The 13,534-nt window shown below is 61.8% G+C and carries 14 protein-coding genes and 1 tRNA gene; 6 read left to right on the top strand and 9 right to left on the bottom strand.

Annotation, left to right across the window (positions count from 1 at the left end):
- Positions 1–133: 133 nt before the first annotated feature.
- The 5 genes from CN673_RS17585 to CN673_RS17565 all read right to left on the bottom strand — a co-directional run bounded on the left by CN673_RS17585 (position 134) and on the right by CN673_RS17565 (position 4,454).
- Positions 134–988: a PopZ family protein gene (locus CN673_RS17585; protein ID WP_099867718.1), complete on the bottom strand. Its 855-nt coding sequence runs from the start codon at positions 986–988 to the stop codon at positions 134–136.
- A 154-nt stretch (positions 989–1,142) separates the two neighbouring features.
- On the bottom strand, positions 1,143–2,495 hold the full coding sequence (locus CN673_RS17580; protein ID WP_099867717.1) for a TolC family outer membrane protein: 1,353 nt from the start codon (positions 2,493–2,495) through the stop codon (positions 1,143–1,145).
- Positions 2,496–2,696: 201 nt separating this feature from the next.
- The gene (locus CN673_RS17575) at positions 2,697–3,371 is read right to left on the bottom strand and encodes a protein-L-isoaspartate O-methyltransferase family protein (protein ID WP_099867716.1); all 675 of its coding nucleotides are present in this window, start codon (positions 3,369–3,371) and stop codon (positions 2,697–2,699) included.
- Between the two features lie 123 nt (positions 3,372–3,494).
- Positions 3,495–3,568 (bottom strand) — tRNA-Cys (locus CN673_RS17570).
- 103 nt (positions 3,569–3,671) lie between these two features.
- Positions 3,672–4,454 (bottom strand): alpha/beta fold hydrolase, encoded by a 783-nt coding sequence (locus CN673_RS17565; RefSeq protein WP_099867715.1) that lies wholly within the window; start codon positions 4,452–4,454, stop codon positions 3,672–3,674.
- Positions 4,455–4,624: 170 nt separating this feature from the next.
- Between CN673_RS17565 and CN673_RS17560 the strand changes: the two genes are divergently transcribed.
- Positions 4,625–4,870, top strand: a complete 246-nt coding sequence (locus tag CN673_RS17560; RefSeq protein ID WP_099867714.1) for a zinc-finger domain-containing protein — start codon at positions 4,625–4,627, stop codon at positions 4,868–4,870.
- A 15-nt stretch (positions 4,871–4,885) separates the two neighbouring features.
- Positions 4,886–6,046: an FAD-dependent oxidoreductase gene (locus CN673_RS17555; protein ID WP_099867713.1), complete on the top strand. Its 1,161-nt coding sequence runs from the start codon at positions 4,886–4,888 to the stop codon at positions 6,044–6,046.
- A gap of 21 nt (positions 6,047–6,067) precedes the next feature.
- On the opposite strand, the gene CN673_RS17550 is transcribed toward CN673_RS17555, so the two are convergent.
- The 4 genes from CN673_RS17550 to CN673_RS17535 all read right to left on the bottom strand — a co-directional run bounded on the left by CN673_RS17550 (position 6,068) and on the right by CN673_RS17535 (position 10,435).
- A complete protein-coding gene (locus tag CN673_RS17550; protein WP_099867712.1) occupies positions 6,068–6,853 on the bottom strand; it encodes an amino acid ABC transporter ATP-binding protein in 786 nt (261 codons plus the stop codon).
- 15 nt (positions 6,854–6,868) lie between these two features.
- Positions 6,869–8,023, bottom strand: a complete 1,155-nt coding sequence (locus CN673_RS17545) for an amino acid ABC transporter permease (protein ID WP_099867711.1) — start codon at positions 8,021–8,023, stop codon at positions 6,869–6,871.
- Between the two features lie 15 nt (positions 8,024–8,038).
- Positions 8,039–9,238 (bottom strand): amino acid ABC transporter permease, encoded by a 1,200-nt coding sequence (locus CN673_RS17540; protein WP_099867710.1) that lies wholly within the window; start codon positions 9,236–9,238, stop codon positions 8,039–8,041.
- Positions 9,239–9,415: 177 nt separating this feature from the next.
- Positions 9,416–10,435 carry an amino acid ABC transporter substrate-binding protein gene (locus CN673_RS17535; RefSeq protein ID WP_099867709.1) on the bottom strand — a complete coding sequence of 340 codons (1,020 nt, stop codon included), beginning with the start codon at positions 10,433–10,435 and terminating at the stop codon, positions 9,416–9,418.
- Positions 10,436–10,759: 324 nt separating this feature from the next.
- On the opposite strand from CN673_RS17535, the gene CN673_RS17530 reads away from it, so the two are divergent.
- The 4 genes from CN673_RS17530 (at position 10,760) to CN673_RS17515 (ending at position 13,432) form a co-directional block, all read left to right on the top strand.
- The gene (locus CN673_RS17530) at positions 10,760–11,947 is read left to right on the top strand and encodes a cystathionine beta-lyase (protein ID WP_099867808.1); all 1,188 of its coding nucleotides are present in this window, start codon (positions 10,760–10,762) and stop codon (positions 11,945–11,947) included.
- 166 nt (positions 11,948–12,113) lie between these two features.
- Positions 12,114–12,263: a hypothetical protein gene (locus CN673_RS20945; protein WP_157928938.1), complete on the top strand. Its 150-nt coding sequence runs from the start codon at positions 12,114–12,116 to the stop codon at positions 12,261–12,263.
- Between the two features lie 77 nt (positions 12,264–12,340).
- On the top strand, positions 12,341–12,919 hold the full coding sequence (locus tag CN673_RS17520) for a transglycosylase SLT domain-containing protein (protein ID WP_099867707.1): 579 nt from the start codon (positions 12,341–12,343) through the stop codon (positions 12,917–12,919).
- 141 nt (positions 12,920–13,060) lie between these two features.
- Entirely contained in the window at positions 13,061–13,432 is a 372-nt protein-coding gene (locus CN673_RS17515) for a hypothetical protein (protein ID WP_099867706.1), read from the top strand.
- Positions 13,433–13,534: the final 102 nt, after the last annotated feature.

Below are 13,534 nucleotides of genomic sequence, written 5' to 3'. Positions count from 1 at the left end.
CCGCTTTGTCAGGATACTGTCGAAGGCGGTGTAAACCGGATGACCGCAGCCAAGTCAACTGCGGCGGTTGCAGGCGCAACCGTCGACGCGTCTCGTTCAAAAACGCCGACCTGAGGAAAGGAACCGCGCGTGATCAGCGCCGGCTGCCACGCGCAACGCGTTCGATCTCTTCGCGCACCAGCCGCTCGACAAGCGTCGGGAGATTGTCATCGAGCCAGTCACGCAGCATGGGACGGAGCAAATCCTGGGCGATGTCGTCGAAGGACCGCATCTGGCCGCTCGCCATTGCCGAATTGAGATCATCGAATGCAGCGGCGACCTTCGCGCCCGTCTCGTGGGAGACCAGCGCCTGATCCGCCGCAGAAGAGATCGGCTCTGGCTGCCGGGGTGCCGTCTCCTCCGTCACCGCAGCCGTTTCAGCGTACGAAGGGCTGGTTGCGGCGAACGGGGCTGCAGGCTCGACATCTGGTTGCTCGGCTGGTTCCGACGCGTCCATTTCCGGCTCGTCCTGCCAGGATGGCGTCGACAATTGCGCTGCGACCATCTCGGCCACGACCGGCTCGATCGCGTCGAGCTCATCGACAGCATCGTCCCGCCCTGTCTCGGCCACTGAGCGCGTGTCGTTTGCCGCGGCAACATCGTTTGCCGCTGCAACAGCGACCGGATCGCTTCGGCCGGCACTGGTCTCGGCATTGCCGCGCAAACGTGCAGCGACGTCTGCAAGCGATATGGCCCGCGTCGGGCTGGGGACAGGCGCGCCGCGCTCATCTTGCGGCTCGGGCAGTGGATCTGGTTCTTCGAACGCCGGTTCCGGCGCGGCTTCCAACACGGCGGCCTGCGCCGGCTCTGTTTCGAGAGGCACGCTTGCCAGTTGCGGCCGCGGTTCCGGTTCTGAAGCGGCAGTGTCGTTGCTCTCGATGATCCGGCGTATCGACGCCAGGATTTCCTCCATCGTCGGTTCGCGCGCCGCACTGCTCGTCTGTGCCATGGGACTGTGCCTCTGCCTGCATCGGGGCGACTGTTCACCAACCGGCCCGTCGAATCATTCGTCCAATGATAAGAGATTGATGGCACAAAAAGAATCCCCCGCACCCAAGGGGTACGGGGGATGCACAGAAATTCTTACGATCGGAAATGCAGCGTCACCGGCCGTCGATCGTGCGCAGCCCGTACCACTTGTCCTTGACTGCCTCGTAGTGAACCTCCGGGCGGTACTCGGCGACCTGCAGGCCAAGTCGGTTGACCAGAAGCCGGCCCGTCGTGCTGAGGACAGCATAACTTGCCACGATCGAATCGCGCTCGGATTGCACGAGGGTTTCCCGCGCATTGAGTACGTCCTGCTGCGCGTTGAGCACGTCGAGGGTCGTCCGCTGGCCAACGTCACGCTCTTCGATGACACCGGAGAGCGCCAGATTGGATGCATCAAGCTGAGCGCGGTTCGCCGAAATCGCGGCGCGCGACGCTTCCAGCTGGGTCCAGGAGGTGACGATTGCCTCGCGCAGCGTGTTGCGCGCGACATCGACGTTGATGCGCGCCTGGCCAAGCAGCTCCTTGCTCTGACGCACGCGGGCCGATGCTGCCCCGCCCTGGTAGATTGGCACGGAGAGTTGCGCGCCCACGGTTGCCTGTGTTCCGCCAGTCTGCAGATCCCGGCCGAACGAGCCGCTGACCGTGACGCCGGGCAGCAGCGAGCCTTCCGCTTCCTTGACGGCAAAGTCCGCCGCATTCATGGCGTATTGGGAAGACTTCACGAGCGGGTGCTCAGCCAGGCCGATGGTGATCGCGCTTTCCAGCGAATTGGGCAGCAACTGGCTGGACGCGGAGGATGGCGTCAGCGAACTCGGAGGAGCGTTGCCGACGATCTGGAAATAGACCGCCTCGGATGACTTCAACTGCGCCGACGCGGCCACGAGGCCCGCCTCGGATGCAGCAAGCTGCGCGCGCGCCTGGCTCACGTCCGTACGCGTCCCCTCACCGACGTCGAACCGCGCCTGCGCCGCGTTAAGCTGCTCATTGAGGAAGTCGAGGTTCTGGCGGCGGATTTGCACGATCTGGCGGTCGCGCACCACGTTCATGAAGGCCTGGACGGCGGAAAGCAGGATTTCCTGTTCCGTATCGCGCAGCTGCTCCTGGCCGGCGAAGACGTCGGATTGCGCTCCGAGAACAGCATTGCGCGTCTGAAAGCCGTCAAAAAGGGTCTGGTTGATCGAGACGCCCAGCGCCGCGTCCACACCGTCATCGGTTGCGACGTCGGGGTTCGTCTGTGTCGCGGTATAGTCGAGCTGGGCGCCGATCGTAGGGCGGTATCCCGATTTCGCGATCGCCACCCCCTCGTCTGTTGCCCTGAGACCAGCGCGCGCGGCGTTCAGGTCGGGATTGTTGTCATAGGCCTGCGACATTGCCCCCAGGATCGATTCGGCTCGCGCTTCCCCCGGCGCGGCGATGAATAGCGGCACGACAGCAAAGGCCAACAGCGCCGCACGAATTCGTCTCATACTCGATCTCCTGATTGATTCACAAAGGCAGCTCGCTGCGAGAATGCGAACCAACGTAGAACCACAGTCTGCTTATGCACCCCACCCAAGGATATGCACAAGGTATTGCTGAAGCTTCAACGAAGTCTGGTTGCCGACGTTGCGGCCACGCAACAGCCCGTATCACGCGCAATACGCACCGTTGCAAGCTGAACTTCTGCCTTAAAAAACAAACTCTTTCGACAGCTCAAACCCCGGCAGCATGCGGACCGCCGTGTTGAAGATCGCACGCGGCGACGTCGTCTCGCCGTCGCGAAGATAGAGCTTGGCGCGCGAAGCATTGCCCGCCCCTTCGACGACGACCAGTCGCCCGCCCTCGCGCAGCTGATCGAGAATCACTTGCGGCACATATTCCACGGCACCGGAAAAGACGATCGCGTCGTAGGGCGCTTCGTCAGCGTAGCCTTCAGCCAATGGGCCTTGCACGACAACGACGTTGTCACAGCCAAGTTCGGAAAGCGTTTCGCCTGCCTTGGCTGCCAGGGCGGCATCGCTTTCGAGTGCCACGACCGAACTCGCCAACTGCGACAGGATGGCCGAACCGTAGCCGGTCCCGCAACCGATCTCCAGGACCACGTCGCTTGCTCTGATATCGGCAAGCTGCACGAGCTTGGCGAGCGGGGCCGGCTCCATGACGTAGCGTGCCGGTGCGCTTTCGCCAGCCGGCGCGATCTGGATATCCTCGTCGATATAGGCAAGATCGCGCAGATGCTCGGGCACGAAAGCTTCGCGCGGCACATCGCCAAATGCGTCAAGCACCGGATGCGACGTCACGTCCATCGTCCGGATCTGATTGTCGACCATCCTGGCGCGCGCTGTCTTGAAATCTGTGGTCATGAGCCAATTCCCCGTGCGTTGACTGTCTGATAGGCCGGGCGCCGCACGGTTTCAAGCGCGATCGAGCCGATTTGAACACCCGAGTGTCCCGTCATCGCTACCAGTCTTTATTCAGGGAATGTTTGGAGGCCTCGCCCGGAATTGAACCGGGGTACAAGGATTTGCAGTCCTCTGCGTAACCACTCCGCCACGAGGCCTCGCTGCCGCTCATCCGTGCGACGTTCGGCATTTAGCCGCAATGAGCGCGCACATCAAGTCCGCCGGCCGCCATCCTCAGGTTTTTGCTGGCATCATATGGCGTCAGGCATCCATCTCGGCATAAAAGTCGAGAACTGCCTTCTTGAAGACGCGGTCTCCGACAGCGAGCATGTGGTCACGGTTGGGGATATCGACTGCGCGGGCATTGGGCAGCAGGTCCGCCATTCCCTTTGCAGAGCCTGCAATATCGTCGCGTGTTCCCACACCGATCAGAACCGGCATGTCGAGCTTCGAGATCGCGTCTGCATCAATCAGGGTCCGCGATGTCGTGATGCAGGCCGCAAGCGCCTCCCGGTCGCTTTTTGTCTGCTCGGCGAAGGAGCGAAACATGCGGCCTTTCTCATCATCGACGTCTTCGATCGATGGCGCCCTCAGCGCCTCGGCAATTGGTGCCCAATCGCCGACACCTTCGATCATGCCCATGCCAAGACCCCCGAAAACGAGAGAGCGCACAAGCTCCGGACGTTCGAGAGCCAGGAAGGCCGAGATTCGCGCTCCCATGGAATAGCCGAACACATGCGCCTGGCCGAGACCGAGGTGATCGATCAGCGCTGCAACGTCCTTTGCCATGATGTGGGGATGGTACGCTTCGGGATCATGCGGTTTGTCGCTATCGCCGTGGCCGCGATGATCGAGCGCGATGGCGCGGTAGCCGGCTTCCCGCAACACCTTGACCCAACCCGGATAGACCCAGTTGACATGCGCATTCGATGCAAAGCCGTGCACCAGCACCACCGGCCGCCCAGCCGCTGGTCCGTCCTCGATATAGGCAAGGTTCAGTCCGCCAGCGTTGAAAGTCTTCATGGGCATGCGGTCGAAATTCATGACGTGTCCTGATCCTGGCCAAGTTTCACTGAGCCTCCTCTAACGGCTGCGCCCGGTCGTGAAAAGCGGAGAGAGTGCTTGTGGCCGATGAGGACGGCACCGGGGTCTACACAATGCGGCGGCCCCGCTATAAGGTCCGGCGCAAATTGTCATCCAAACGGAGCCTTCCCATGGCCGGTCACGGCATTCCTCATTTCCAGAACGACGCGGGGCACGAAGCGATAGAGATCGGTGTGCGCGAGTTCATGTGCGTCGGCGCCACGCCGCCCTTCGACCACCCCCACGAATTTCTCGACATGGGCGATGACAGCGAGAAGGTCTGTCCCTACTGCTCGACGCTCTACCGGTTCAATCCGGATCTTGGTGCTGCCGAGACCAGGCCCGCAGGATCCGTGTTTGATCGTCACGTCGCCTGATCCGATCGATCGGCAATGACCATCCGGCATGTCGCCATCGTCGGCGGGGGCATCGCGGGCCTCACGACAGCCCTCGCCCTCGCCCGCCTCGACATCCGCACGACCGTGATCGAAAAGACGAGTCGGTTCGAGGCAGTCGGAGCCGGCATACAGCTCTCGCCGAACGCCTCGCGGTGTCTTTTCAAGCTCGGCCTGCAGCAGGCACTTGTCGCCGCCTGGCATGAACCTCCACGGATAAGATTGTCCTCCGGACGAAACCGGCGCCAGATTGCCGAGATGCCGCTGGGTGATTTTGCGCGCCGGCGCTGGGGAGCCCCTTATGGTGTGCTGCACCGGGCCGATCTGCAGCGCATCCTGCTGGGCGCGGCCGAAGCGTCCGGTCTCGTCCACTTCGTCATGAACAGTCGATGGCATGAAGGTGAAGAGCGATCGCCCCGCGAGGCAGTGGCCGCGGCGATCGACGAAAGCGTTGATCTCATTGTCGGTGCCGATGGCGTGCACTCCGCCACGCGCCGCTTTATCGCCCCCGCCAACAATCCCAGGTCGACCGGGCGCATCGCCATGCGCATGACCCTCAAGGATGCGGCACTCCCGCGCTGGCTCGATCCTGAGGAACTGACCGTCTTCTTCGGTCCATCGGCCCATCTCGTCGCCTATCCGATGAAGCGACAAGGCGAAATCAACCTCGTGGCAATCTGCGCCGGATCCGGCCGCGAACCGGCCGCTCTGCCATTGCTGAGAGCAGCGTTCTCCAGGTGGGACGGCGAGATAAGATCATTGTTCTCCTCAGGCACCGACCTCGGCGCGTGGCCGATCTACGACGTCACCGACGGCCCTTGGCGCAATGACGGGGTCGTGTTGATCGGCGATGCGGCCCACGCCATGCCCCCCTATGCGGCGCAGGGCGCGGCGATGGCGATCGAGGACGCATTGGCACTGGCCGAATGCATCGCAGAGGTCTCCGCCACCAGGAGCATAGAGGCGACACTTCGTCTCTACGAAGCCAGGCGCAGGCCGCGCATCGATAAAGTCCGCCGGCGCGGCGCGGTCAACCGCCTCGCCTATCACGCAAGGGGTCCCTTGCGTCTTGGACGGGACGTGGTCCTCGCCCTGCGCCCGCCCGAGCACCTCGCTGCCGACTTCGATTGGCTCTACGGCGAGCATCCGTCAGCCTGAGAAGATGTCGGCCCAGGCCGCTCAGTGCAGGATCTGGCTGAGGAAAAGCTTGGTCCGCTCGTGTTGCGGATTGTCGAAGAACTCCGCCGGTTCGTTCTGTTCCACGATCTGTCCCTGATCCATGAAGATCACGCGGTTTGCCACCTGGCGGGCAAAACCCATCTCGTGGGTCACACACAGCATCGTCATCCCCTCTTCAGCGAGGCTGACCATCGTGTCGAGAACTTCCTTGATCATTTCCGGATCGAGCGCTGAGGTCGGCTCGTCGAAAAGCATGATGCGCGGGCTCATGCAGAGCGAGCGCGCGATGGCCACGCGCTGTTGCTGCCCGCCCGACAGCTGACCCGGATATTTGTGGGCCTGCTCTGGGATCTTGACGCGCTCCAGATAGTGCATCGCAATCTCCTCGGCCTTGCTTTTCGGCATCCGGCGAACCCAGATCGGCGCAAGCGTGCAGTTTTCAAGGATCGTCAGATGCGGAAACAGGTTGAAGTGCTGGAACACCATCCCGACTTCACGGCGCACCTCGTCGATCTTCTTCAGATCGTTGGTAAGCTCGATGCCGTCGACGACGATGCGGCCTTTCTGGTGCTCCTCCAGCCGGTTGATGCAGCGGATCATCGTGGACTTGCCGGAGCCGGACGGCCCGGCAATGACGATCCGCTCTCCGCGCATGACGCGCAGATTGATGTCCCGAAGCACGTGAAAATCGCCGAACCATTTGTTCATGCCGATGATATCGATCGCGACATCCGTGTCCGACACGGTCATCTTTGAGTGATCGACGGCAGCTGCGGTGTCAGCCATGGTGTTCTTCCTCACTTATCGATGGCTCGTGTCGAGGCGGTTCTCCATGTAGATGGAGTATTTCGACATGCCGAAGCAGAATATGAAATAGACGAGCGCCGCGAAGGCGAAGCCGGTGACTGCCGTTTGCGGCGACGACCAATTCGGATCGGTAAAGCCGAGCTGGACGATGCCGAGCAGGTCGAACAGCCCGATGATCAGAACCAGGCTGGTGTCCTTGAAAAGGCCGATGAAGGTGTTCACGATCCCCGGGATGACCATCGTCAGAGCCTGCGGCAGGATGATCAGACGCATCTTCTGCCAAAAGCCGAGCCCCATCGCATCCGCCGCTTCGTACTGGCCTTTCGGGATGGCCTGCAGGCCGCCGCGAATGACCTCCGCCATATAGGCCGAGGCGAAGAAGGCCACGCCGACCAGTGCGCGAAGCAGTTTGTCAAAGCTTACGCCTTCCGGCAGGAAAAGCGGCAACATCACCGACGACATGAACAGGATGGTGATCAGGGGAACACCACGCCAGAATTCGATGAAGACGATTGACGCGTATTTGACGAACGGCAGCCGCGACCGTCGGCCGAGAGCCAGAATCACGCCGAGCGGCAGCGAAACGACAATGCCGACAATCGCCACCACGAGGGTCACCAGCAAACCGCCCCAGCGGTCCGTCACGACGACCGGCAGGCCGAAGTATCCGCCGACAAGAAGCACATAGGCCACGACCGGGAATACGATCAGCAGGAAGATCGCGTTGAGACGCTTGAAGGGCACGCGCGGAATGAGCATCGGGATCGTACCGGCGATCAGCAATATGCCCGTCAGGTCGACTCGCCAGCGCTCACCCAATGGATACCGGCCGTACATGAACTGCGCGAATTTCGCTTCCACAAACGCCCAGCATGCGCCGCGGTCCTCGCCCAGGCAGGCCTCGCGGTTCGCCCCGTCCCATACCGCGTTGAAGAACGCCCAGTTCAACAAGGGTGGCAATATCCAAGCGAGAAAGAGGATCATGACGACAGTCAGGATCGTATCTGGGACACTGGCAAAGAGATTGACCCGAATCCATTGCCCGATGCCGCCTTCGCGCGTCGGAGCTTCCTGCTGTTCGATGAAATCGTCCCGCACGAACGCCAGCTTGGTTGTCGCGAGATCCGCTTCGGAGTGTGTATCAGACATGTCGCGGCTCCCGTCCTATCGTTCGACCAGCGCGACGCGCGAATTGAACCAGTTCATGAATGCCGATGTGAGCAACGACAGCGAGAGATAGACAAGCATGGTGATCGAGATCACTTCCACCGCCTGCCCCGTCTGGTTCGCGACCGTCCCAGAGAAAACCGAGACGAGATCGGGATAGCCGACGGCGATCGCCAGCGATGAGTTCTTCGTCAGATTGAGATACTGGCTGGTCAGCGGCGGGATGATCACGCGGAGCGCCTGCGGAATGATGACGAGCCGCATCGTCGTATTGGGACGGATGCCGAGCGAGTAGGCAGCTTCCGTCTGCCCTTTCGATACGGCCAGAATACCGGCCCTGACGATCTCGGCGATGAACGCCGCCGTATAAAGCGACAGGCCGAGCAGAAGCGCCATGAATTCGGGCCGCAACGTCGACCCGCCGACGAAGTTGAAGCCTTTAAGTTCCGGATATTGCGGCGTGAACGGCGTACCCATCAGGAAAAGGACGACGAGCGGGAGGCCGATCACGAGCCCCAGCGCCATGCGGATGGTCGGAAAGGCTTGACCGGTCGCCATCTGCCGTCGTTTGGCCCAGCGGGCGATGACGATCGCCGCGCCGATCCCGATCGCGATCGAGGCATAGACGATGCCGGCACCGGCCTCGGGCAGCCATTGCGGGATGATGAGGCCACGGTTGTTGAGCAGCACCGAGGCATTAAAGAGTTCCAGCGACCCGCGCGGCGCCGGCAGCGTCGACAGGACCGCCTTGTACCAGAAGAGCAACTGAAGCAGCAGAGGAATGTTGCGCAGCGTCTCGACGTAAACGGAGGCGACTTTACGCACCAGGAAATTCTTCGAAAGCCGGGCAATACCGACGATGAAGCCGAGCACCGTCGCGCAGGCAATGCCGATCGCCGCCACGAAAATGGTGTTCAAGAGACCAACGAAAAACGCGCGTTGATACGAGCTGTCACTGGTGTACGGAATGAGTGTCTGGCCGATATCGAAGCCGGCGCGCTCACCCAGGAAGCCAAAACCGGATGCGATCCCGGCATTGGCCAGATTGGCTGCGGCATTCGCGATGCCGGAAACCACGAGATAGAGGATGAGGAGAGCCAGCAGCACCTGGAAGACGATGCCCCGGATCACCGGATCGTACAGCAGGGAGGCACGCGCGGGTTGGGACGCGTCGGAATCGAGTGTTGTCACAGCCATGATGGCCTACTTTCCATTGCGGCAGCGCTCGCCCGCGCACATGGGCGCGATGTCGCCGAAAAAAGCCTGAACAATTGGCCTGCGCATTGCTGCGCAATCATTGAGAGCAGCTCCGGTGCGCCGCCAGGGGGCGCACCGGAGCCATGTCGCGTTCGGCTAGAAGCCGTGGCGCTCCACTTAGCGGACCGGCATGGCGTACTGGACGCCGCCATCCGTGTAGAGCGCATTCAGGCCGCGTTCGATCTGCAGCGGCGTCTCCGGACCGACGTTACGCTCGAAGATCTCGCCATAGTTGCCGACATGCTTGATCGCTTTGAGAGCCCAGTCGTTCTCAAGACCGATGTCCTCGCCGAAGGTGCCTTCCGAGCCGACGAGACGGCGGATATCCGGGTTCTCCGATTCCGTCATTTCTTCGACGTTCTCGGAGTTCACGCCCAGCTCTTCAGCCGAAACCAGCGCGTAATAGACCCACTTCGCGATGTCGAACCACTGCTCGTCGCCCTGGCGGACCGAGGGTCCGAGCGGCTCCTTGGAGATCAGCTCGGGAAGGATCATGTGATCGTCCGGATTGTCGAGCTGGAGGCGGATCGAGGCAAGACCGGAGCTGTCCGTCGTGTAGACGTCGCAGCGACCGGCGTTGTAGGCAGCGTTGACCTCTTCAAGGCCTTCGAACACGACTGGATTATAGTCCATGTTGTTGGCGTTGAAGTAGTCGGTGAGGTTGAGCTCGGTCGTGGTGCCGGACTGAACGCAGACCGAAGCACCCGACAGCTGCAGGGCCGAGGTCACTTCCAGTTCCTTGGGAACCATGAAGCCCTGACCGTCGTAGAAGGTCACGCCGACGAAGTTGAGGCCGAGGTCCGTATCGCGGCTCATCGTCCATGTCGTGTTGCGCGAAAGCACGTCGATTTCGCCCGACTGCAGTGCCGTGAAGCGCTCGACGGCGGAGAGCGGCGTGAAGCGAACGGCCTCCGGGTCGTCGAAGATCGCCGCGGCCAGTGCCCGGCAATAGTCCACGTCGAGACCGGTCCAGTCGCCCGCGTCATCGGTGTTGGAGAAGCCGGCCAGACCCGTCGAGACGCCGCACTGGACGTAACCGTTTTCCTGCACGCTCTCGAGCGTCTGCGCCGACGCCACCTGCGCGCCGAGTCCCAACGCGACAGCGCCCGCCGCAGCCGACAGAATAATCTTTGTCATCTCTGTACCTTTTAACTGTTGCCCTCTGTTTTATCCTGACGGGAAAACCGGTCCTTCGAAGCGCTTTGAATGGCGCCAAATCCCTCTTTCTCTCCGTCAGGCCGCACTATCACATGCTGAAATCCGTCCCCGGTCAAGTGCACGCAATGCAGAAATAGAAGGCAGTAACAAAATTTGGGCGCGAATCTCGGCGGGCGCGATTTTCGCTCGGGCCGCTTGCCGTCCACCGGGCGGCCTGCCAATTGGACATTGGCGCTGCGCCTTTTATGGTTCGGCGCAGACATGGCGGCCACGCGCCGCGCAACGCATGAAAGGCTGATGAGCATGAACAAGAAGGCGACGACGACAATCGCTGGCCCCAACACGCGCCTGACCCACGCCGGATACGATCCGCGCAGTTTCCACGGCTTCGTCAATCCGCCCGTCGTCCATGCCTCGACCGTCCTGTTTCCCGATGCCAAGACCATGGAGACGCGCGACCAGAAATACACTTACGGCACGCGCGGCACGCCGACGACCGACGCGTTGGCCGGCGCCATCGACGATCTGGAAGGATCGGCCGGGACTATCGTCGTGCCCTCCGGCCTTGCCGCTGTCACAGTGCCGCTGCTTGCCTTCCTCAGCGCAGGGGATCACGCGCTCATCGTCGATTCGGTCTATTTTCCGACGCGCCACTTCTGCGACACCATGTTGAAGCGGCTCGGCGTCGCGGTCGACTATTACGATCCGGCCCTCGGCGCGGACATCGCCAAGATGATGAAGCAGAACACCAAGGTGGTGCTCACCGAATCGCCCGGGTCCAACACGTTCGAGATGCAGGACATTCCCGCCGTCGCCGCCGCCGCCCATGCCCATGGCGCGGTCGTCATGATGGACAACACCTGGGCAACGCCTCTCTTCTTCAAGCCGCTCGATCACGGCGTCGATATCTCGATCCATGCGGCGACCAAATATCCTGGCGGCCATTCCGACGTCCTGCTCGGCACAGTCTCGGCAAATGCCCGGACATGGCAGACACTCAAGGATGCCCAATACGCGCTCGGCGTCTGCGCCGCGCCGGACGATTGCTATGCCGTGCTCAAGGGTTTGCGCACGATGGGCATCCGGCTGGAGCGTCACCAGGAAACCGCGCTTGCCCTTGCCCGTGCGTTGGAAGGGCGTGAGGGCGTGGCGCGCGTTCTCCACCCGGCCCTGCCGAGCCATCCCGGCCATGATCTCTGGAAGCGTGACTTCAAGGGTGCGAGCGGCCTTTTCGCAATCGTCCTTGCAGGTGCCGACGCCGATCATCACAAGCCGAAGGCCCACGCTTTCCTCAATGCCCTGCGCATATTCGGCCTCGGCTACTCCTGGGGCGGCTACGAAAGCCTTGCCGTCCACGCCAATCTGTCCGATCGCACCGTCGCCTCGCCGCCAACGGAAGGCCCGGTGATCCGCCTTCAGATCGGCCTTGAGGATGAAGACGACCTGCTTGCCGATCTGGAGCGCGGACTGGCGGCGGCGGCCGCTGCTTGACCGCCACGCCGGAACCATCGCCTCCGTTCCGGCTTCTTCCTCGGACGACACCAGAGCGAACACCGAGGAGACACCCGATGAAGAAGATCATCTACGCCCTGATCGCCAAGCGCCTGTGGAACTGGTTCCGCCGTCGCGGCACTCAGCCTCAGCGCCCGCAACGCTGATGGCACATATAAGCCGGCATGCCATTCTCCTGCTGTTTGCCGTCGCCGCGCTCACTGGTTGCGGCGCCGGCGCCATGCCGAACGTCAACGACAGCTTTGACGATCTTGCCTGCGCTTCGCGGGACTTTCAGGGAGAGGAATCGTGCTGAGCAGAAATCGGCGATCGCATTAACGCGATCGTTACGTTTTTCATCAAATGGTACGCGCCAAAGCATGAGGTTGTTGAATGCGTACCATGCTCATCGCACTGCTCCTGATTATCGGGGGCTGCGCAAGCGCGCCGTCGCAAACGGGTAACGTCTGCGCGGTCTTCGATCAGAAAAGTGGCTTCATCAACAACTGGTACCGGGATGCCAAGCGCGCCGAGCGCATGTATGGCGTGCCCGTGCCGATCCTGATGGCCACGATCAACACCGAATCCAGCTTCAAGGCGCGCGCCCGTCCGCCGCGCAAGAAGCTGCTCGGCGTCATTCCGTGGAAGCGCCAGTCGACGGCCTATGGCTATTCCCAGGCGCTCAACGGAACCTGGTCGGAGTATCAGACGAAGACCGGGCGGTTCGGCGCCAGACGCGCCGATTTCGGCGACGCCGTCCAGTTCGTTGCCTGGTACCACGCGCAGAGCAACCGGCGGAACGGCATCGCGCTCAACGACATGTACAATCTCTACCTCGCCTACTATTCCGGCCACGGCGGCTATTCACGCGGCGCCTGGCGAAACAGCTCCATCGCCAAAAACGGCGCCAGCCGCGCCGCCGGCATGGCCCAAAAGTACGCCAATCAGATGCGTGCCTGCGGCATGACCTGACCGCTCGAAATCGGGCTTTTTCATCGGCGACCATCAGGTGCCAAAGTCGATGGGAACGCCGACGAGAATCTATCCGCATTGCCTCCATTGCAGCGCGAGCCAGGGCGGGCTGGTTGGAGCCTATCGCCGGAGGATTTCTGAATGACGATCAAAAGAGCCGCTGTGTTGCTCGATTATTGCAGCTTCTACATTGCAGGTGTGGACGAAGTGAGCGTCCCCCTCGACCACGACCTGCGTGGTGTCGTGGCTTCGGACAACTGCATCAACGTCAGCGCCCTTCCTTGGAATGAGGGCGAAACGACCATCACGCTCGGTCGTTTCGAGGAACTGCCTCCGCAGGCCGCTCTCCCGAGATTTGATGGCGTGCTCCGTACCCCGGAATATCGAGTGGACCTCTTCGACGCCAACATGCCGGAGATTCTCTCGATGGAGGTTCCCGATGCGCGGACAAGGGTGCGCATCTGGATGAATCGTCCTCTTTGTCCGGATGATGTGATCATCGCCCTGGGATGACCAGAGCAATTTCCTTGAACTCACTTCGCCGAACGGGCTCTACAACCTGTCGAAGCTGTCGGTGTTCTGGCTAAGGCTCGGCATCGCGATCGAGCGCATCAG

The sequence above is a fragment of the Neopararhizobium haloflavum genome, from assembly GCF_002750855.1.
In the GTDB taxonomy this organism is placed as follows: Bacteria; Pseudomonadota; Alphaproteobacteria; order Rhizobiales; family Rhizobiaceae; genus Georhizobium; species Georhizobium haloflavum.
The sequence above is the reverse complement of the archived record's forward strand: the minus strand, read 5'-3'. Positions and strand labels throughout refer to the sequence as shown.